Genomic DNA, 19353 nt, shown 5'->3' on the forward strand with positions numbered 1-19353 from the left:
AACGGCCCCTGAGTCGCCACGACTTCAACCAAATTTGCGGCGAAAGGAGACGCTAATGTTTTTCCCACACATGAAAGGCCAGCGCCTGCACCGTGTCATGGTGCGCACGATCACCGAATTCGTCGACGACGAGATGTCCACCTATGCCTCGGCATTGGCCTATCAGATGCTGTTCTCGCTGTTCCCCTTCATTCTGTTCCTGATCGCCTTGATCGGTTTCCTGCACCTGCCTGATTTTTTCTCCTGGCTGCGCCTGCAATCGGAACTGGTTCTGCCGCCCCAGGCGCTGGAGCAGGTGAACCCGGTCATCGACCAGCTCCAGCAATCCAAGGGTGGCTTGCTGTCGGTCGGTATCGTGATCGCCCTGTGGACTGCGTCCGCCGGTGTGCGGCTGATGATGAGCGCGATGAACGCCGCCTACGACGTGGTCGAAGGGCGGCCGGCGTGGAAGCGTTTTCCGCTGTCGATCATCTACACCATCGGCATCGCCGGCATGCTCTTGATCGCTGCTGCGCTGATGGTGCTCGGGCCGCAGGTGATGGGCTGGATCGCCGCGCAAGTCGGCCTCGAAGATTTCATCGTGACCCTTTGGACTATCGTGCGCTGGCCGGTGGTCGTGATTCTGATGATGATGGCGGTGGCGCTGATCTACTACGTCATGCCCGACGTCAAACAGGAGTTTCGCTTTATCACCCCGGGCTCGGTGCTGGCGGTGGTGGTGTGGATCCTTGCATCGGTAGGCTTCGGTCTGTACGTCAAAACATTCGCCGACTACAACGCCATGTATGGCAGTATCGGCGCGATCATCGTGCTGTTGCTGTACTTCTATATTTCCGCCGCGGTGCTGTTACTCGGCGCGGAGATGAATGCCGTGATCGAACACATGTCGACCGAGGGCAAGGATGATGGCGAAAAATTCCCCGGCGAGCACAGCCACGAACCCAAACAACATGTGTCGGGACTGGGTCGGGACCACTCGATCAAGCCGACCAATGACGAAGTCATCAAATGATCCGTGAAATCCTCAAAATGGGCGACGAACGCCTGCTGCGCATTGCCCCGCCGGTGCCTGCCGAAATGTTCGACAGCCCGCAGCTGTGGCAACTGATCGACGACATGTTCCAGACCATGGAAAGCGTCGGGGGCGTTGGCCTGGCTGCGCCGCAGATCGGTATCGACCTGCAACTGGTGGTCTTTGGTTTCGAGCACAGCGACCGCTACCCGGACGCCGAAGCGGTGCCGCAGACAATCCTGATCAACCCGCTGATCACGCCGTTGAGCCCGACGCTGGAAGAGGGTTTCGAAGGTTGCCTGTCAGTGCCCGGCCTGCGTGGCGCGGTGGATCGCTATCAGCACATTCGGTACGAAGGTTTCGATCCCAAGGGGCAGCCGATTGTGCGCATCGCTTCAGGTTTCCACGCGCGGGTGGTGCAGCATGAATGCGATCACCTGATTGGCCGGTTATACCCCTCGCGAATTACCGACTTCAGCAAGTTCGGGTTTACCGAAGTGATGTTCCCGGATCTCGATCCGAACGCAGACGATTGATTCGAAAATACCTCAAGTCGAACTCTCCAACGGATTCAGGCCCATGGCGATCATCGGTTTGCTGCGTGCGTAACGGCTCAAGCGTTCGACCATGGAGTAGGGCAGTGGCGGGTCGAAGGTAAAGCCGCGACGTTCATAAAACCCGCGCAAGTCCGGATGACAAAACAGCCACACCGGGCCTTCAAGCTCCTTGAGCGCCTCGGCGATCAACGCCGCAGCGATGCCCTGTTCACGACAAGCCGGATCGACGAACAAACCCGTCAGCCAATGCCCATCCGCCACCGGTCGCAAACACAGTGCGCCGATGATCTCCTCGCGCCTGGCCACCCAGAGTCGAGCGTCGCGGACGGCTTTCATCGACGATTGGTGAGCGCGATAAAACTTGTTCATCAAGGGCCACAAAGGCTCGGCGAGCAAGGTGTACTGGGTGTTGGGCATGGTCTTCGACTGTCGGTGCGCAAAGCGGGCGATTATAAAAGAACGTGCGCGCAGCGATAGGTGTATACCTGATCTCACATCCCGTATGAGTGGAGTAAGTATCATGGCCAAAGGCATGGATTCAAAAAAAGCGGCAAAGAAGAAACCGGCAAAAACCGCCGACGAAAAACGCGCGGACAAGAAGGCCAAGAAGGTGGATGTGTTCGGTCATTGATCCCGCATTGATTGATCGCTTGATCGTTCCCACGCTCTGCGTGGGAATGCAGCCTGTGACGCTCCGCGTCACTGGACGCAGAGCGTCCCTAGAGGCATTCCCACGCAGAGCGTGGGAACGATCGTCATACGATTCCTTGAAATAATCTGCAAGATTTTCCTGCGTCATTGCACAGAAGGGGACTGGTCCCCGATCTGAGCAACGCCATGCCCCATTACTTCGATACCGCCCACCGTGAAGAAATCGAAACCCTGCGCCAACGCCTGACCGCTCGCACCGAGTGGCCGACCTGGATGCTGCTGATCGGCGTGTACGTCGGCTGGTTCAGCATCGTGCTCGCCAGTGGCTGGTTGGGCCTGTGGTGGAGCACCGTGCTGTTGGTTCCGTTGGTGGTGCTCTGGTTGTCGGTGCAGCACGAATTACTTCACGGTCACCCCACCCGCTGGACATCCCTGAACAAGATCCTCGGCTACGCGCCGTTCGCCGTCTGGTATCCCTACACCTTGTATCGCGACAGCCATTTGCTGCATCACCGCGATGAAGACCTGACCCTTCCGGGGCGCGATCCCGAAAGCCGTTACCTGAGCGCCGAGCAATGGCAGGACAGTTCGCTGTTCGAACAAGGCCTGCACTGGCTGAACAAAACCGTGCTCGGACGCTTTGCCCTCGGTGCACCGCTAGCCTTGCTGGCGCTGGCCAGGGAAGAACTGCAACGTCTAAAAGCAGGTGAGCGGCAAGCGTGGTTGATGTGGCTGACCCACGGCACGTTTACCCTGCTGATGTTGCTGTTTGTCGCCCACAACAGCGTGCTGCCGGTGTGGCATTACCTGTTGCTGATCAGCGTGCCGGCGCTATCGATTGCCATGATTCGCTCCTACTATGAACACCGTCCCCACGTCGAGCCCGAGCAAAGGACGGTCATCAATGAAGCTGCCTGGCCGTGGCGCTGGCTGTTCCTCAACCTCAATCTGCATTTGGTGCATCACGACTTGCCGGGCCTGCCTTGGTACGACTTGCCCCGCGCCTACCGCGCGCGTCGGGAGCAATGGCTGGCGCGCAGCGGCGGGTTTCTGGTGCAGGGTTATGGGCAGTTGTGGCGGGAGAATGGGGTGAAAGCGATCGATAGCCCGCGACATCCATTCCACTGAGGCATGACCACCACATAACCCTGTGGGAGCGGGCTTGCCCGCGAATGCAATCGGCCTGACAACAATGATGTTGGATGTGCCGGCCCCTTCGCGAGCAAGCCCGCTCTCACAGAGAATTTCGTTGCTGGGAAATTTTCGATGACACCACACCTCGCTGAACTACTGATGTACGTCGCCCCCGAACCGATCCGCGAGGCCAACGAGCGCTGGCTGACGCGAATGCTCGAGCGACTGGGTGCCACCCGCCGCAACGCCGAGGGCCTTTCGCTGATGGACCTCTGGCTGTCCCCGCACCTTCTGCTGACCCAAACCTGCGGCTATCCGCTAATGACCGCGTTGCGTGGTCGGGTCCGGGTCATCGGTCGTCCTCGCTATGAGCTGCCGGACGCTAACGGCGGCAACCATTGCAGCCTGTTGCTGAGTCGAACCGATGATCCACGGCGCAGCCTGCCGGCCTTTCGCGACAGTCGTGGGGTGATCAACGGCGAAGACTCCAACAGCGGCATGAACCTGCTGCGTCATCGACTGGCGCCGCTGCATCAAGAAGGGCAGTTCTTCGCCAGTGTCGGTACCAGCGGCAGCCACCGCGAAAGCCTGCGCGGGTTGCGTGAAGGAACAGCGGACCTGGCGGCCATCGACAGCGTCACCTTCACCTATCTGGCGCGGCACGCCGAAGACGAAGTGGCCGGCCTGCGAGTCATTGCGCGAAGTGCGTTCAGTCCGACCTTACCGTATATCACCGTCGCGACGGTCACCGATGAACAGGCCGAGGCGCTGCGGCAGGTGATGAACACGACATTGCAGGAATTGCCCGAAGTCAGGGAAATTCTCGGTCTGCAAGAGGTGTTGCCGGCCAGCGAAAGCGACTACCAGATTGTGCTCGACTATCAGCAAGAGGCTGAGGCACTGGGGTATGGGCGATTGCGCTAGGCGGGAAGAAAGAAATCGGTGTGCATCTGTAGCAGCTGTCGAGAGAAACGAGGCTGCGTTTTTTTGATGTTTAATTCCAAAATTGAATATAAAAATGCCTTTTAAATATTATTAATGAATAAGGCTCCTTGCTAGGATCGCGTCACCGGATCACCGGACATTCAGCGACCCCTAACCCTTGGAGCCTCTATGTCCGGCACCGACCTTTCCCATCGTAACGACGTGGGCGGATTGTTCCGCGCGCATTACCCCTGGCTATGCGCACGGTTGCGCCGGCATCTGGGCGCCAGTTCCAGCGTCGAAGACATTGCTGCCGAAACCTTTCTACAGTTGCTCGAATCACCGGGGCTTGCCCCGATCCGCGAGCCTCGTGCCTTGCTCACCACCATTGCCCAGCGGTTGATCTATCAGCTCTGGCGCCGCCGTGAGCTGGAACGCCAACACCTCGATCAGTTGCAACACCTCGATCAGCAGCAAGCGATTTCACCCGAAGTTCGGGTGCAACTGACCCAGGCCTTGCATGGCCTCGACCGTACGCTGGAGCGCTTGCCGGGCAAGGTTCGCGCAACGTTTCTGTTGTCGCGAATCGACGGTCTGACTTACCCCCAAATCGCCGCCGAACTGGGCATTTCCCAGCGCTCGGTCAGCGTTTACATGACTCGCACTCAAGCCCTGTGTGCCCGGCACCGCGCCAACCAATCCTTGAATTCCCTGACCCGGAGGTCCGCATGAGATCGATAAAAACCCTGCTCGGCAGTTCGCTGCTGGCCCTGAGCCTTGTGGCAACCCACGTTCCCGCCGCGGAGAAAACCGCGCCGATCCATTTCGGTGACATCACCTGGGAAAGCGGCAGCCTGATCACCGAAATCCTGCGATTGATTGTCGAGAAAGGTTACGGCTACCCGACCGATACCCTTCCGGGCAGCACTGTCAGCCTCGAAGCGGCGTTGGCCAGGAACGATATTCAAGTGATCGGCGAAGAGTGGGCCGGGCGCAGTCCGGCGTGGGTCAAAGCCGCCTCGGAAGGCAAAGTGTTTGGGCTGGGCGACACGGTCAAAGGCGCCACCGAAGGCTGGTGGGTGCCGGAATACGTGATCAAGGGCGACCCCGAACGCGGCATCAAACCCCTGGCCCCGGAGCTGAAATCCGTGGCCGACCTGGCGCGCTACAAGGACGTGTTCCGCGACCCGGAAGACCCGAGCCGTGGACGCTTCCTCAATAGCCCGACGGGCTGGACCTCGGAGATCGTCAACAGTCAAAAACTCAAGGCCTATGACCTGACCGACAGCTTCGTCAACTTCCGCACGGGTTCTGGCGCCGCATTGGATGCCGAGGTGGCTTCTTCGATCCGCCGTGGCAAACCGGTGCTGTTCTACTACTGGTCGCCGACGCCGTTGTTGGGGCGTTTCAAACTGGTGAAACTTGACGAGCCGGCTTTCGACGCCGAAGCCTGGAAGACCCTGGCCGACGCTAAAAACCCGAATCCCAAAGGCACGCGGTCGATGCCGGCGAACCTGGCGATTGGTGTGTCCGCGCCGTTCAAGGCGCAGTACCCGGACCTGGTGGCGTTCTTCGAAAAGGTCGACCTGCCGATCGATCTGCTGAACCAGACGCTCGGCCAGATGAGCGAAAAGCGCCTGCAACCGCGTCAGGTGGCCGAAGCGTTTTTGCGTGATCAGCCGCAGATCTGGAAGGGCTGGGTGCCAGGGGAGGTGGCGACCAAGGTGAGTGCGAGTTTGTAGTTTTTTCTGATGCTTCAGCGGTGTTTGTCAGATAGCTTTCGCGAGCGGGCTTGCTCGCGAAGGGTCTGCCGCCTTACTCCGACTCAGCGGCCAATGCAGCCTTCACGCCAGGCCGTTGATCAACCCGCGCCTGAAACCGCGCCAGCGCCGGCCACTGCTTCAAATCAATCCCAAACAGCGACGTCCATCGCAACACCGTAAACAAATACGCATCGGCAACACGCAGCCTCGCGGAGGATGCCGGACTGCAGCTGCGCGACGTTCGGGTCGAGGTCCGTGAATGGAGCAGTGCGTTCACCCTGGTGCGGGAAAACATCGGCGTGACGCTGGTGCCGGAGATGACACTGCCGAGCCAACTTCAGGGGCTGCGCGTGGTGCCGGTCAAACCGCGTATCGATCGCGAATTCGCCTTGGTGGCCGCTACGAACAAACCACCCTCGGCGGCGGTGCAGGCGTTGATGGGCATGCTCGCTAAGAAATGACATATGCCGATGCTGAACCGTTTTTGTCCTCGATACTGGCCGACTAGTGGCCTTGATTACCTTCCTTGCCTGTCTATGCTGACTCGTAACTAACTATGTCGACCGCCAGTGAAGGTCGTCATACACGTTAAAAGTGTGCGCAACCCAAGGCGCCGACTCTGAACAACACGGAGCTGTCCGGTCAATGGAATGTCTTATCAGAACGTTAGGGCTGGTCCGATTCCGGGCTATCAAGAGAAGGATGTCTTGATAAGAGTGTTGCTGCATGGACTCTCCGATTAAACATCATTGATCACCTGACCCAGTCCTTCCTGTGGAGGGATGCGTGTGCCTGTTCCTTGGAACGTAGTGGTGGAGCTGTTGAAAGACCAACGAACTTTCATCAAACAAAAGACCGCGCTGAAGGTGATACGACTATGTTTAACCGACATCACAAGACCGACCTGCAGGAAATCGAACGATTCAGTTGCGCGCTGGCCGAGGCTAACGCGAAGTTGGCGGCGGTCAGTCGTTCGATGGCAATGATTGAGTTCACCCCCGAAGGCATCGTGCTCGATGCCAACGACAACTTTTGCAGTGTCATGGGTTACAGCGCCGAAGAAGTGCGCGGCAAGCATCACCGGATCTTTTGCGAAGAAGCGTTTTATCGCAGCGAAGCCTACGCCAAGTTGTGGCGTGACCTGGCCCGTGGCGAACCGGTGAGCGGAACCTTTCTACGCTTGGACAGGCGCGGCAAGGAGATCTGGCTTGAAGCCAGCTATATGCCGGTGTTCGGCGCTGATCGTCAGGTTCGCAGTGTGATCAAAGTCGCCACTGACATCTCGGCCAGGATCTACAAGGAGCACGAAAACGAGAGCATGCTCGCGGCGATCGGTCGCTCCATGGCGGTGATCGAATTCACCCCGGATGGCAAGGTCATCACCGCTAACGACAACTTCTTGAAGACGATGCATTACTCGCTGAACGAAGTGGTTGGCCAGCACCACAGCCTGTTTTGTCATCGTGCCGAAGCCGAATCCCAGGCCTATAAAGCGTTCTGGGCCTCGCTCAATCGCGGCGAATATCACTCGCACCGTTTCGAGCGCAAAGACAAGCACGGTCATACGGTTTTCCTGGAGGCTTCCTACAACCCGCTGTTCGACACCAAGGGGCGGTTGTACAAAGTGGTCAAGTTCGCCAGAGACATCACCGATCAGGTGACCACCCTGCAAACCGCCGCGGAGTCGGCCCACAGCACCTCGGTTCAAAACGATGCTTGTGCGCAGAAGGGGTCGCAGGTGGTGCAGCAAACGGTGCAGACCATCCAGGACATTTCCAAAGACTTGAACGAAGCGGCGCTGAGCATTGATGCCGTCAGTAAACAGTCCGACATCATCGGCACCATCGTCCAGACCATTCGCGGCATTGCCGATCAGACCAACCTGCTGGCGCTCAACGCCGCGATCGAAGCGGCCCGGGCCGGGGAGCACGGGCGCGGGTTTGCGGTCGTGGCCGATGAAGTTCGCAGCCTGGCGGCACGAACGAGCCAGGCAACGGTGGAGATCGTTGAAGTGGTGCGCAAGAACCACGATTTGTCATTGAGCGCGGTGTCGAGCATGCAGTCCAGTTTGAGCCGAACCGGGCTTGGGGTGGAACTGGCGAACGAGGCGGGAGCGGTGATTATGGAGATTCAGCAAGGGTCGCGGCATGTGGTGGATGCGATCAGTCAGTTCAATTCGACGTTGCAAATAAGTTAGCGGTGGTCTGAACGAATTGCCCCTTAATACTTTAAAGGGGCAATTTTTATCACTCGAAACGTTCATGTGTCGCGAGGGGCGCCTGACCTATTCGGTGAGTGAGAAACTGCCTTCTATCTCCGCACTTTTCTGTGGGTCATGACTGCTTACAGCGATGAATTGATACGTGCCCCTCACGAATTTTTTTTCAAGGTCCACTTCGATCAAGGTGATATTTCCCGACTGTTCTTGCCCGATCCAGGAACTATCAGGGTCTCGAGGGTTGTAAAAACCTCCGACTCTTCTACCGTTGTCGAACGCATATGAGCCAGGTTTGATTTCGCCATCATATATACCTAGCTGGACTCCCCAGCCTACAGGGAAGTCATCTCGGGCGAACCCGCCAACTATGAGTTCATATTCTTTAACGCTGAAAACGATTTGCTTGGCTGGAAGGCTCAGCGGTTCGCCGCCATTTTCCCTGATTGTTGCACTGAACAGCCCGACGGCTTTTTTATTACTCATGGGTCATCTCCTTTGCCACATTACAAACAGAGCCGCGGTGATCTATCGACGCGGAGGAGACACATGATTTTCCACCCGGCTAATGCTGTCTACTGACAGAAGTGACAGTCAGGTTCTTTGTGGAAGAAGAATTGGACCAACGGTCATACTGTTGAAAACTGCAGCCGAGAAAACGCGGGGCCGCTCAAGGCAGGCCATTGCAGCCATGCTTAAGAAATCCCGGACGTTGTGCCAACCGTTGGAAATACTCGTCGATGGCCGGGTAGTCGGGGCGCTCCATCGGTGTCATCAGCCAGCGGTTGACCGACAGCCCGATGACGATGTCCGCCAGCGTGAAGTGCGGTCCGGCGACATACGCTTTGGTGGCCGCGAGCTGATGCTCGAGGATGCCCATCTTCTGATTCCAGCCGCGTATGCCAGCGGCAATGTGATGCGGGTCCTGGAACTCCGGATCCTTGCGTACCAATGCCGTGAACGCATAGCTCCAGGCGGCATTGAGTTCGGTGGCTTGCCAATCCATCCACTGCTCCACCCGAGCACGCGCCGCCGGTTCGTGGGGCAGAAGATCGGTGTTGTGGTGTTTGCCGGCCAGATAGCGGCAGATGGTGTTGGACTCCCACAGCACGCCGGCCTCATCAATGATCACCGGCACCAGTGCGTTGGGATTGAGCCTGAGAAACTCCGGCGTGTGGGTCGACGCATATCCGCCGCCCCAGTCTTCACGTTCGTAGGCAACACCCAGTTCCTCACAGGTCCACAGGACTTTCCTGACGTTGATGGACGAGGCTTTACCCAGAATCTTCAGTGCATGTTCCATTGAGCTACTCCATTAGCGATTCGACGCTTCAGGAATCTAACAGACATTCAGCGTTTTCAAACCGGATCCGGCAACGCCGAAGTTGGCAAAGTTGGAACACTATCAAGATTAGTTGAAAACCCACGGCATGGGCGATGCGCCGTTCTGACGCTTGCGTGGGAGCGATCAAAGCGTCAGGTACTCTCGCGCACCTTCAACTCAAACCCCATGTCCTGCACCGGTTTGGCCACCGTGTTGCCAGCCATCAACGTCAACATCTGCTCCGCCGCGCGGCGACCGATGGCTTCTCGCGGGGTGCTGATACTGCTCAGGCGCGGGACCATATGGGCCGAGGCCGGCAGGTCGTTGAAACCGAGGATCGCCACTTGTTCGGGGATCTTGATCCCGCAGCGCATGGCTTCGAGCAGTGCGCCCTGGGCCAGGTCGTCGTTACCGAAGAAGATCGCGTCGACATCGGGATGACTGGCGAGCAGTTGCAGGAACAGTTCGCCCCCCAGGCCGACGGAGGAAGACCGCGGGGTCAGGACTTCCAGGTCCGGGTCATACAAACCGGCTTTTTGCAGGGCTTTGCGGAAACCTTCGCCGCGCAGCAACGTGCGTTGATCCAGTTGCGCGCCGATGTAGGCCAGACGCTTGCGACCGCGTGATAGCAAATGCTCGGCCGCGGTTTCGCCTGCCGCAAGTTGCGAAAACCCCACGCAATTCAGGCCGGCGGCGCTGTCCAGTTCCATCATGTACACGCACGGAATGTTGCTCGCCTCGATCATCCTGCGCGAACTTTCGGTGCGGTCGAAACCGGTCAGCAGCAAACCGCGAGGCTGATACGCCATGTAGTTGCGCAGCAGGTTTTCTTCTTCATCACGTGAGTAATGGAAGTTGCCGATCAGCACTTCGAAGCCCTTTGGTCGCAAAACCTGATGAATGGCTTCCAGCGTGTCGATGAACAGCAGGTTGGATAACGAAGGCACCAAAACCACGACGGAATGGCTCTGGGCCGAGGCTAGCGCGCGGGCGGCAGGGTTGACCACGTAGTTGAGGTCGAGGGCGGCTTTCTGTACTTTTTCCACCAGTTCGGTGGCCACCGTACTGACTCCGCGCAGGGCGCGAGAGGCGGTAATCGGGCTGACACCGGCCAGGCGTGCGACTTCGTTCAAAGTGGGGCGGCCAGTGGTGCGCGTATTTTTATCGTTTTTAGGGGAGATCATCGGACGGCTTGCCAAACAAAATTCGAGGCACTAAGGTAGCGCTGTCTCGACGCAGCTGCAAATGCGTGAGCGGGGTTTGCCTGATCCCCGTTTTTTGGCGTTGGGAACGAACATGCTGCAACCCACAAAAATGACAAGAAGGCGTCGGCAACTTCTACTTTTTCTGGTGTCATAACTGGCAAAGGTAGCGCTGTCTGCGCGCTGAGGTGTTACATGAATCATCCCATCACCGCCCTGGTCATCATGGGCGTTGCCGGTTGCGGCAAGACTTGCGTCAGCGAGGCCTTGTGCCAACTCAGCGGCGCGACCGCCATTGAAGGCGACACTTTCCACCCTGCCGCCAATATCGAAAAGATGAGCGCGGGTATCCCCCTGAACGACGAAGACCGTGCCGGCTGGCTCGACAGCCTGTGCGATGAACTGCGCCGCATCGATGCCCAAGGCGAACGCCCGGTGCTGACCTGCTCGGCTCTCAAACACAGTTACCGCGAACGTCTGCGCAGCGCCTTGCCGGGCCTGGGCTTCGTGTTTCTTGAACTGACCCCTGAAGTCGCCGCCGATCGTGTCTCCCATCGGCCGGGCCATTTCATGCCATCGACATTGATCGACAGCCAGTTCGCCACCCTTGAATCGCCTGTTGGCGAGCCACTGACCCTGGCTCTGGACGCGTCGAAGCACAGCGTCGAGCAATTGGCGAAGCAAGCTCATGACTGGTGGCAGGCTCATGGCCTGAAACACGCCGTATGAGTTTTGCCAGAAAAGATAGCGCTGTCCTGATGGCCTGCGAATTCCCCGTTTTAATAACAACAACAACCAGGAGACACCCCTAATGTTTGGCATGTCCCACGAGACGTTCCTGCTGCTCGATGCAGTGGTCACGGTGATCGGGCTTATCGTCCTGATCACCAAGTTCAAGTTTCACCCATTCATTGCCCTGATCATCGCCGCAGCCTTTCTCGGGCTGACCTCCGGCATGCCGATCGGCACCATCATCAAGGCGTTCCAGGACGGCTTCGGCGGGGTGCTCGGTTTCGTCGGGATCATCCTCGCGCTGGGCACCATGCTCGGCAAAATGATGGCCGAGTCGGGCGGGGCGGATCAGATTGCCCAGACCCTGATTCGCGCGTTCGGCAAGGACAAGGTGCAGTGGGCGATGATGTTCGCCGCGTTCCTGGTCGGCATTCCGCTGTTTTTCGAAATCGGCTTCGTGCTGCTGATCCCGCTGGTGTTCATCGTGGCCCGGCGTACCGGCGTGTCGATCATCAAGATCGGTATCCCGCTGCTGGCCGGTCTGTCTGCGGTGCACGGCCTGGTTCCGCCGCACCCGGGGCCGTTGCTGGCCATCGGCGTGTTCGGTGCCGACATCGGTAAAACCATTCTCTACGGCCTGATCGTTGCGCTGCCGACGGCTATCATCGCCGGCCCTATCTACGGCACGTTCATTGCCAAGTACATCCCGGGTCATCCTAACCAGGAACTGGTCGATCAACTGGCGCGTGATGACGAGTCTGCCGATCTCCCGAGCTTCGCCATCACCTTGATCACCGTGCTGTCGCCGGTGTTCCTGATGCTGCTCAAGACCTTTGCCGATGTGGTGCTGCCGGACGGCAACTTCTTCCGCACGTTCATGGACCTGATCGGTCATCCGATCTCGGCACTGCTGCTGGCGTTGCTGCTGTCGCTGTACACCTTCGGTTACAAGCAGGGCATTGGGTCTAACCAGATGCTCAAATGGCTGGATGCCAGCCTTGCACCCACCGCCGCAATCATCCTGATCATCGGTGCCGGTGGTGGCTTCAAGCAGATGCTGGTGACCAGCGGCGTGGGTAATGTCATCGGCAACATGGCGGTGGAAGCGCAGATCTCGCCGATCCTGCTGGCGTGGCTGGTGGCGGCAGTGATCCGTATTGCGACCGGTTCGGCAACCGTGGCGACCATTACCGGTGCGGGCATCGTGGTGCCGGTGGTGGGGATGATTCCAGGTGTGAACCGTGAACTGCTGGTACTGGCGACCGGTGCCGGTTCGTTGATCCTGTCTCACGTCAACGACGCGGGTTTCTGGCTGGTGAAGCAATACTTCAACATGACCGTGGCGGAAACCTTCAAGACCTGGACCGCGATGGAAACCATCCTGTCCGTGGTGGGCCTGGGCTTCATCCTGCTGTTGTCGCTGTTCGTTTAAACACACTGCACTGATCGTTCCCACGCTCCGCGTGGGAATGCCGCCATGGACGCTCTGCGTCCACTGTGACGCGGAGCGTCACGGGATGCATTCCCACGCAGAGCGTGGGAACGATCAAGCACAAAAAAACCGCATCGCTGCGGTTTTTTTATGTCTGCTTGATAAATCAGGCGTTGGTTTTCTGAATCAACCCATCCGCCCGGAACATCCCGCGAATGCCGCGTATGGCCTGACGAATCCGGTCCTGGTTTTCGATCAGCGCGAAGCGCACATGATCATCCCCGTACTCACCAAACCCTACGCCCGGCGAGACGCAAACCTTGGCCTCGGCCAGCAGTTTTTTGGCGAACTCCAGCGAGCCCAAATGCGCATACGCTTCGGGAATCTTCGCCCAGACATACATCGACGCTTTCGGATTCTCGACCATCCAGCCCAGTTCATGCAGGCCTTTGACCAGCACGTTGCGACGCTGCCGATACTGCTCGGCGATGTCTTTGACGCACTGCTGATCACCTTCCAGCGCCGCAATCGCCGCGACTTGCAGCGGGGTGAACGTGCCGTAGTCGTGATAACTCTTGATCCGCGCCAGGGCGTTGACCAGTTCGGCGTTGCCGACCATGAAACCGATGCGCCAGCCCGCCATGTTGTAGCTCTTGGACAGGGTGAAAAACTCCACCGCGATGTCCTTGGCGCCAGGCACCTGCATGATCGACGGGGCTTTCCAGCCGTCGTAGACGATGTCGGCGTAAGCCAGGTCGTGCACCACCAAAACGTCGTATTGCTTGGCGAGGGCGATCACCCGCTCGAAGAAATCCAGCTCCACGCATTGAGCAGTGGGGTTGGACGGGAAGCCGAGGATCATCATTTTCGGTTTCGGGATCGAGCCGCGAATCGCGCTTTCCAGTTCGGCGAAGAAGTCCACGCCCGGAATCAACGGCACCGAACGCACCTGGGCGCCAGCAATCACCGCGCCGTAGATGTGAATCGGGTAACTCGGGTTCGGCACCAGGACGGTGTCGCCCTGGTCGAGGGTGGCCAGCATCAAATGCGCCAGGCCTTCCTTGGAACCGATGGTGACGATGGCCTCGCTTTCCGGGTCGATATCGACCTCGTAGCGATCCTTGTACCAATTGGAAATCGCCCGGCGCAGACGCGGAATGCCCTTGGACGTCGAATAACCGTGGGTGTCTTCGCGCTGGGCGACGGTCACCAGTTTTTCGACGATGTGCGGCGGAGTAGGGCCATCAGGGTTGCCCATGCTGAAGTCGATGATGTCTTCGCCACGACGACGGGCGGCCATCTTCAGCTCGGCAGTGATGTTGAATACGTAAGGGGGGAGTCGATCTATGCGCGCAAAGCGGCGCGGCGAACCTGGGTTAGCCATTGTTGCCTCGGATAACGTGAGCGCCCGGAACCGTCCGAGCGACGCTGGTCACTGCGGTGACCTGTGGCGGAATGTAAGGGCTGATGTGGCAAACTGTCCAGCGACTATGTAAACAAATTTGTCCGAAGGAAATCGGTTGATGGAATTTACCAGTGGCTTCTTGCTGAGCCTTTCGCTGTGCCTGGACATCGGCGTAGCCAACATCGCGATGATCACATTGGCGATGCAACGTGGCTATTTTCAAGGCTTCGCGCTGGGTTTGGGGACCTGTGTCGGTGACCTGATCTACGCCGTGCTGGCCTTGGCCGGGATGACCGTTTTGCTGCAATACGAAAGCGTGCGCTGGGTATTGTGGATCGGCGGTTCGGCGCTCTTGTTGTACTTCGCGGCGAAGATGATCTATTCGGCGATTCACCATGAGGCGGTATTGGCGCAGGCCGAAGACGTGGGCCAGAACTCCCATCGGCGCGAGTTTTTCCGCGGGATCTTCCTCGCCATGTCCTCTCCCAGCGCCATTCTCTGGTTCGCGGCGGTGGGCGGCACATTGATCGCTCGCTCCGGCGGCGGTGACGCCCTCAGTTCGGCGCTGTTTCTCGGCGGGTTTCTCTGCGCCGGGGTGCTGTGGTGCGTGGCTTTGTGCTTCGCCGCGAGTCACGGCGGCAAGTTGCTCGGTGACAAATTACTGCGTTACTCCTATATGGCATCGGCAGCGATCTTCTGCTATTTCGCGGTCTACGTGATCCTATCGGGGTATAACGAGTTCGTCGGCGCAGGTGCCGTCGAGCCGTTGCACGCACTGTAATTGGGCGAATCGGGTTTGGCTTCTATACTCCCAGCCGAACCCACTTTTTGTTCCAAGGAGTTGAGCCATGGATGAGCAAACAGGCGTCGAAACGGCCAAGCCACGCTTCGAGCACGGGCACTTCCTGCTCATTGCAGGGCTTGGCGGACGATTTACCCAGGAAACCTCCAGGAAAATCCCTGAGCTCTGGGAGAAATTCATTCCCGAGATTGGCAAAATTCCCGGTCAAAAAAACGAAGTGACCTACGGCATCTGTTGCAATCCGGATGGCAAGGGCGGCTTCGAATACATCGCCGGCGTTGAAATCAGCAAGCTCGACGACCTGCCCGAGAAATACCGCTGGGTTGAGGTGCAACCTCAGCACTACGCAGTGTTCGAGCACAAAGGCGCTCTCGATCAGTTGCCCCAGACCTTCCAATACATCTGGAAAACCTGGCTGCCGCAGTCCGGTTATCAGGCGGCCGACGCGCCGGAATTCGAACGCTACAGCGAAGACTTCAACCCGAAGCTCAATACGGGTGTGCTGGAAATCTGGCTGCCGCTCAAGCCTTGATTACCGCAGGAGGCGGACTCGGCGTCCGCCTCCTGCCCGTTACTTGCCTTGCTTCATCCGTCGCGCTCGCAACAGGTCAATCGTCAGCGTGATAAAGCCAAACGAGCTGATGCCCAACAACATAAGAAGTCCGATCTGAACGCTGCTCATGGTGAGTTCCCCTTATTGATGGCCAGAGACAGGACACATCAATAATCCGCTCCGGCAAGCAATGACAGCGCCTATACGCAGGCTTTACGGCGCCTGCGGTGATCGATATGAACACCTTATTAATTTATGATCCCCAACCTTCCTCCCGCTGATTTCGAGCTGCCATGAACACCGTCATCCGCCACGTCACACCTGCTGATCTGGACCGCTGCTACGCCATCGAAACCGTTGCCTACGAAGGCGACGAAGCCGCCACCCGCGAAAAAATCGCCACGCGCATCGCCACCTGGCCCGAAGGTTTTATCGTGGCCGAAGTCGACGGCGTTGTAGCCGGTTTCATCAATTCCGGTGCGGCGTTTCAGGTGGAAATGTCGGACGAGGCGTTCAAGGAACTGATCGGCCACGACCCGGCCGGCCCGCACGTGGTCATCATGTCGGTGGTGGTGCACCCGGATTTTCAGGGGCAGGGGCTGGCGAAACGGTTGATGGGCGAATTCATCGAGCGGATGCGCGCGCTGGGCAAGACCGACATCCATCTGATGTGCAAGGAGCGGCACATTCCGCTGTATGCCGGGTTCGGGTTTGCCTACATCAAGCCTTCAGCGTCTGACCATGGCGGGATGGCGTGGCATGAGATGGTGTTGGAGTTATTACATGATTAAGTTCTGCAAGGAACGTAAACGTCGAAACGAGGCCATGGCGCTGATCAAGCTTCTTTCTTTTTCCACACGCGACAAGGAGCAACGAAAGTTGATTTCTGGCGAGACGCTTCTGGGTAGACTGGCGCTGCAGCGCCGGTTGAACCAAGACGATAATGGTGTCTGAGCTGTGCTCTATGTCCCGCGGAGTATGTTGTGTACCGCGCTCACCGCTCTATCGAGTACAGCCGCCTCACTAAGGTCGGTCGTATCGATCCTCACCCAATTAGCCAAACCACATCGCTCATAACTGGATCGAACTCTATTCTGATAATCAATGAAACTTTTAAGGCGATTTTCATTGCCACCATCGTAGGCCCCGCTCTCGCTAAGACGAAAAGATCCTTTTCTCTGCGCCGCAAGAACCGGATCGACATCCAGGAAAATGACGGCATCAGGTTTTCTAATTGTTGAGAATATTGCTAACGCCTCTTCAGCCAAACCTGCGTCTTTGAGTAAAAAGCGTGCTAAGTATTTATAGTACCAACCATCTGCGATGCAGCTAAACCCGGAGTCCATTAATGGCCTGATGGCAGCATAATCTGTCGCTTGAAACCATGCTGCAATTAAACTTATCCAATGCCTATCGCCTAATTGATCCAAGGGGGCGTCATCTGGGTAATCCCAAAGGATTTCACGTATGCGGGACATATGAAATTCTGTATACCCCAATGATACCGGTGGACGATTTTTATCTACATATTTGAGTTTGGAATGGGATTCATAAATCTTGTCATATGTTGCCCTTGCAACAGTAGATTTCCCCGCTCCGTCAGTGCCTTCAAACGCGATAAATAAAGCTTGTTTAGCTAAATAACTCATGCGAATCCCCCTAAGTAAGCTTCAGTGTCCAACGAGTTTCTGCCGCTACCCTCAATTAATGGTTGAAACCCCTCTCTGCGATATATGTCCGACATTTTTTTTCCAAGTGACTTCAGGAAGTCCATTGAGGGGCGCCTCCTGTTAGAGTATTGTGAACCTGCGTCAGGGTGAAACACTGCAACAGCAGGCACTACTCCCATGTCGCCAAAGTATTCAATGCCCTCAATAATTGACTCTAATGGTTCCATTCCAGCAACAAACCCTGCATATACATTGCCACGACCTAAAACTTCCACAGCTGCCTCGAAAGCGGCAAGAAATCTTTCGCGAGTATAATCGCGAGCTTTGCCCGGGCAAACTTCCGAAAATAATCTAGGATTAAATACCTCCAGGCTCATTGACATATTATTGCCAATTTTTTTGAATCGATCAAAAAGACGAAAGTCCTTGGGAGGCATCGAAATTAAGTGGTAGTCCAAACGGCTTTGCAGGTTTTTATTCTTTACCTGTTCAAGTAAGTCCATATGTATTGAGTATCCTTTGTCGTAGTTTGGGATCGTGCCTCCATTCAATAATACCCTCTTATATCGGTCGCTCTCATTGTTAATAGCCATGCCTATTGCTTCGCCAGCCATGCTGCCTTTTATTCGCATCTTATGATCAGATAAGCTGTCTCTTGCTGATCCCAGAGAGCAAAATTTGCATTCATGACCATCGTTAAAATAATAACAGTGTCCGGGGGAGAAGATTCCGAGTGTAGAATTACCATAGACGGTTATATGCTGCTCAAATAGCTCGCCGTTACTCAGGTGCTTTCCATAAGATATAGGTCGCCTAGGGAATGTAATTTTTATGGTTTTTTTTCCATGTTTGAGAACTGGTGTTTCTTGCTCTAAGGCTATACGGTAATCTGAGTTTGGGTTGTGATTGGCAGCGGAAATAATCTGCCCTTCGAGAATTATTTCTTGTGGAGTGCGAATGCTTGAGCTAAGAATTATACTGTCACCTGTTCCGTAAGCTCGCCTTTTTTCAATATGATCCATTTGAGCTTGGTAATATTCTAAGAAGTCTCTAGTAAAGCTAACTCCGTTGCACAACAATTCAAGTTTCAGATTTACAGTGTTTGTTAACATGATATATCTCCAGTGAATTGGCCGGGCACTACAAGATAAGTCGTATCAGTTCTTCGGAAGACAAGGCAATTAACGTTCCATTGTCTAAAAGGGAAGCGGCCGATGGAGGCAGGGAGAATCTAGGATGTCCTGTCTTATCAAATAATGATCCACCCGCTTCCCTTAGAATCAATTCTGCTGCGGCAATATCGCAGCTACGTTCATGTCCCGGTGTATCTATATCAATAAAGGCATCAAGAGCCCCGGCAGCGATAAGGCAAATTTCCAATGATGAGCAAGAGTAGACGCGGATTTTATATGCGGACCATATGATATTTTCGATTATGGCTTTTTCTCTTTTATCTTTAGGGCGATGAAAAGAGATGTGCATGTCTTCTATTCTCTGAACTTTACGAGTCTGAAGTCGTTTCACAATAACGGGCGACTGAAGGTAAGCTCCCTCACTCAATGCGGCGGTATAGACTAAGTCTCTTGAAATATCATAGATCCAGCCAAACACATAGGCGCCTTCGTGGTAAAGTGCCACGCTAGATGTATAAGCAGGAAACCCTAAAGCTGCGTTGTGTGTGCCATCTAGAGGGTCTATAAGTAGATAGAACTCACCTTGATTACCAAATGTGACTGTTGAAACATTCTCTTCGGAATAGATCGTGATTCGCATGCTAATATTAGAAAGGCAGTTATACAATATGTCCTGACAATCTAAGTCATATTGAGTCTGGGAGTTATTCCAGTATTTGTTTCCCGTGTCGAAGTTTGGTAGGCCGGCCAGGGTTCCTGCCCAATAACGGCGTAATTGTTTTCTGGCCTCGTAGAGGCATTTTTCTAGTTCAGGAATGTGTTCCCGTTTAAATAATGGTCTCAT

At 56.3% G+C, this 19353-nt stretch carries 20 protein-coding genes and 4 pseudogenes; 15 read left to right on the top strand and 9 right to left on the bottom strand.

Annotation, left to right across the window (positions count from 1 at the left end; genetic code table 11):
- The first annotated feature begins 55 nt into the window (after positions 1-55).
- Positions 56-1012: a YihY/virulence factor BrkB family protein gene (locus tag ACQ4OB_RS22550; protein ID WP_074879344.1), complete on the top strand. Its 957-nt coding sequence runs from the start codon at positions 56-58 to the stop codon at positions 1010-1012.
- Positions 1009-1548 carry a peptide deformylase gene (def, locus tag ACQ4OB_RS22555; RefSeq protein ID WP_430956471.1) on the top strand — a complete coding sequence of 180 codons (540 nt, stop codon included), beginning with the start codon at positions 1009-1011 and terminating at the stop codon, positions 1546-1548. The genes ACQ4OB_RS22550 and def overlap by 4 nt, the downstream gene beginning before the upstream one ends.
- Before the next feature lie 12 nt (positions 1549-1560).
- Here def and ACQ4OB_RS22560 read toward each other — a convergent pair whose 3' ends face one another.
- On the bottom strand, positions 1561-1986 hold the full coding sequence (locus ACQ4OB_RS22560; RefSeq protein WP_074879340.1) for a GNAT family N-acetyltransferase: 426 nt from the start codon (positions 1984-1986) through the stop codon (positions 1561-1563).
- A gap of 420 nt (positions 1987-2406) precedes the next feature.
- On the opposite strand from ACQ4OB_RS22560, the gene ACQ4OB_RS22565 reads away from it, so the two are divergent.
- The 4 genes from ACQ4OB_RS22565 (at position 2407) to ACQ4OB_RS22580 (ending at position 6020) form a co-directional block, all read left to right on the top strand.
- Positions 2407-3348, top strand: a complete 942-nt coding sequence (locus ACQ4OB_RS22565; protein ID WP_430956472.1) for a fatty acid desaturase — start codon at positions 2407-2409, stop codon at positions 3346-3348.
- A 138-nt stretch (positions 3349-3486) separates the two neighbouring features.
- A complete protein-coding gene (locus ACQ4OB_RS22570) occupies positions 3487-4278 on the top strand; it encodes a phosphate/phosphite/phosphonate ABC transporter substrate-binding protein (protein ID WP_430956473.1) in 792 nt (263 codons plus the stop codon).
- 189 nt (positions 4279-4467) lie between these two features.
- Positions 4468-5010 (top strand): sigma-70 family RNA polymerase sigma factor, encoded by a 543-nt coding sequence (locus ACQ4OB_RS22575; protein WP_074879334.1) that lies wholly within the window; start codon positions 4468-4470, stop codon positions 5008-5010.
- A complete protein-coding gene (locus tag ACQ4OB_RS22580) occupies positions 5007-6020 on the top strand; it encodes an ABC transporter substrate-binding protein (protein ID WP_430956474.1) in 1014 nt (337 codons plus the stop codon). The genes ACQ4OB_RS22575 and ACQ4OB_RS22580 overlap by 4 nt, the downstream gene beginning before the upstream one ends.
- Positions 6021-6093: 73 nt before the next feature.
- Here ACQ4OB_RS22580 and ACQ4OB_RS22585 read toward each other — a convergent pair.
- Positions 6094-6240: pseudogene (locus tag ACQ4OB_RS22585) on the bottom strand (glutathione transferase GstA); the annotation flags it as partial.
- Position 6241: 1 nt separating this feature from the next.
- On the opposite strand from ACQ4OB_RS22585, the pseudogene ACQ4OB_RS22590 reads away from it, so the two are divergent.
- From ACQ4OB_RS22590 to ACQ4OB_RS22600, 3 pseudogenes are all read left to right on the top strand, one after another.
- A pseudogene (locus ACQ4OB_RS22590) lies at positions 6242-6502 on the top strand (LysR substrate-binding domain-containing protein); the annotation flags it as partial.
- Between the two features lie 521 nt (positions 6503-7023).
- A pseudogene (locus ACQ4OB_RS22595) lies at positions 7024-7695 on the top strand (PAS domain-containing protein); the annotation flags it as partial.
- A gap of 111 nt (positions 7696-7806) precedes the next feature.
- Positions 7807-8238 (top strand): annotated as a pseudogene (locus ACQ4OB_RS22600) (methyl-accepting chemotaxis protein); the annotation flags it as partial.
- Positions 8239-8325: 87 nt separating this feature from the next.
- Here ACQ4OB_RS22600 and ACQ4OB_RS22605 read toward each other — a convergent pair.
- The 3 genes from ACQ4OB_RS22605 to ACQ4OB_RS22615 form a co-directional block, all read right to left on the bottom strand.
- Complete coding sequence (locus tag ACQ4OB_RS22605) at positions 8326-8742, bottom strand: hypothetical protein (protein ID WP_074879328.1); 417 nt, start codon at positions 8740-8742, stop codon at positions 8326-8328.
- A gap of 184 nt (positions 8743-8926) precedes the next feature.
- Positions 8927-9559, bottom strand: a complete 633-nt coding sequence (locus tag ACQ4OB_RS22610) for a glutathione S-transferase family protein (protein WP_102616394.1) — start codon at positions 9557-9559, stop codon at positions 8927-8929.
- A gap of 173 nt (positions 9560-9732) precedes the next feature.
- Positions 9733-10764 (bottom strand): LacI family DNA-binding transcriptional regulator, encoded by a 1032-nt coding sequence (locus ACQ4OB_RS22615; protein ID WP_074879324.1) that lies wholly within the window; start codon positions 10762-10764, stop codon positions 9733-9735.
- Positions 10765-10977: 213 nt separating this feature from the next.
- Between ACQ4OB_RS22615 and ACQ4OB_RS22620 the strand changes: the two genes are divergently transcribed.
- Together ACQ4OB_RS22620 and ACQ4OB_RS22625 are read left to right on the top strand one after the other, a co-directional pair.
- On the top strand, positions 10978-11511 hold the full coding sequence (locus ACQ4OB_RS22620) for a gluconokinase (protein WP_074879323.1): 534 nt from the start codon (positions 10978-10980) through the stop codon (positions 11509-11511).
- Positions 11512-11593: 82 nt separating this feature from the next.
- Entirely contained in the window at positions 11594-12946 is a 1353-nt protein-coding gene (locus ACQ4OB_RS22625) for a GntP family permease (RefSeq protein WP_074879321.1), read from the top strand.
- 166 nt (positions 12947-13112) lie between these two features.
- On the opposite strand, the gene alaC is transcribed toward ACQ4OB_RS22625, so the two are convergent.
- Positions 13113-14330, bottom strand: a complete 1218-nt coding sequence (alaC, locus tag ACQ4OB_RS22630; RefSeq protein ID WP_074879318.1) for an alanine transaminase — start codon at positions 14328-14330, stop codon at positions 13113-13115.
- Between the two features lie 139 nt (positions 14331-14469).
- On the opposite strand from alaC, the gene ACQ4OB_RS22635 reads away from it, so the two are divergent.
- The 4 genes from ACQ4OB_RS22635 to ACQ4OB_RS22650 all read left to right on the top strand — a co-directional run bounded on the left by ACQ4OB_RS22635 (position 14470) and on the right by ACQ4OB_RS22650 (position 16660).
- Positions 14470-15132, top strand: a complete 663-nt coding sequence (locus ACQ4OB_RS22635) for a LysE family translocator (RefSeq protein WP_076028352.1) — start codon at positions 14470-14472, stop codon at positions 15130-15132.
- A gap of 67 nt (positions 15133-15199) precedes the next feature.
- Positions 15200-15685, top strand: a complete 486-nt coding sequence (locus tag ACQ4OB_RS22640; protein WP_430956475.1) for a GyrI-like domain-containing protein — start codon at positions 15200-15202, stop codon at positions 15683-15685.
- A 314-nt stretch (positions 15686-15999) separates the two neighbouring features.
- Positions 16000-16497: a GNAT family N-acetyltransferase gene (locus ACQ4OB_RS22645; RefSeq protein ID WP_430956476.1), complete on the top strand. Its 498-nt coding sequence runs from the start codon at positions 16000-16002 to the stop codon at positions 16495-16497.
- Positions 16490-16660 (top strand): hypothetical protein, encoded by a 171-nt coding sequence (locus ACQ4OB_RS22650; RefSeq protein WP_174553776.1) that lies wholly within the window; start codon positions 16490-16492, stop codon positions 16658-16660. Before ACQ4OB_RS22645 ends, ACQ4OB_RS22650 begins: the two co-directional genes overlap by 8 nt.
- Before the next feature lie 8 nt (positions 16661-16668).
- Here ACQ4OB_RS22650 and ACQ4OB_RS22655 read toward each other — a convergent pair whose 3' ends face one another.
- The 3 genes from ACQ4OB_RS22655 to ACQ4OB_RS22665 are packed head-to-tail and all read right to left on the bottom strand — an operon-like array spanning position 16669 to position 19353.
- Positions 16669-17355, bottom strand: coding sequence for a dTMP kinase (locus tag ACQ4OB_RS22655; RefSeq protein ID WP_074879306.1), 687 nt, complete (start codon positions 17353-17355; stop codon positions 16669-16671).
- Positions 17352-18488 carry a radical SAM protein gene (locus tag ACQ4OB_RS22660; protein ID WP_074879304.1) on the bottom strand — a complete coding sequence of 379 codons (1137 nt, stop codon included), beginning with the start codon at positions 18486-18488 and terminating at the stop codon, positions 17352-17354. Before ACQ4OB_RS22660 ends, ACQ4OB_RS22655 begins: the two co-directional genes overlap by 4 nt.
- A 28-nt stretch (positions 18489-18516) precedes the next feature.
- Positions 18517-19353 carry an inositol monophosphatase family protein gene (locus ACQ4OB_RS22665; RefSeq protein WP_430956477.1) on the bottom strand — a complete coding sequence of 279 codons (837 nt, stop codon included), beginning with the start codon at positions 19351-19353 and terminating at the stop codon, positions 18517-18519.

It is taken from the genome of Pseudomonas sp. ES4 (assembly GCF_050586665.1).
Lineage (GTDB): Bacteria > Pseudomonadota > Gammaproteobacteria > Pseudomonadales > Pseudomonadaceae > Aquipseudomonas > Aquipseudomonas frederiksbergensis.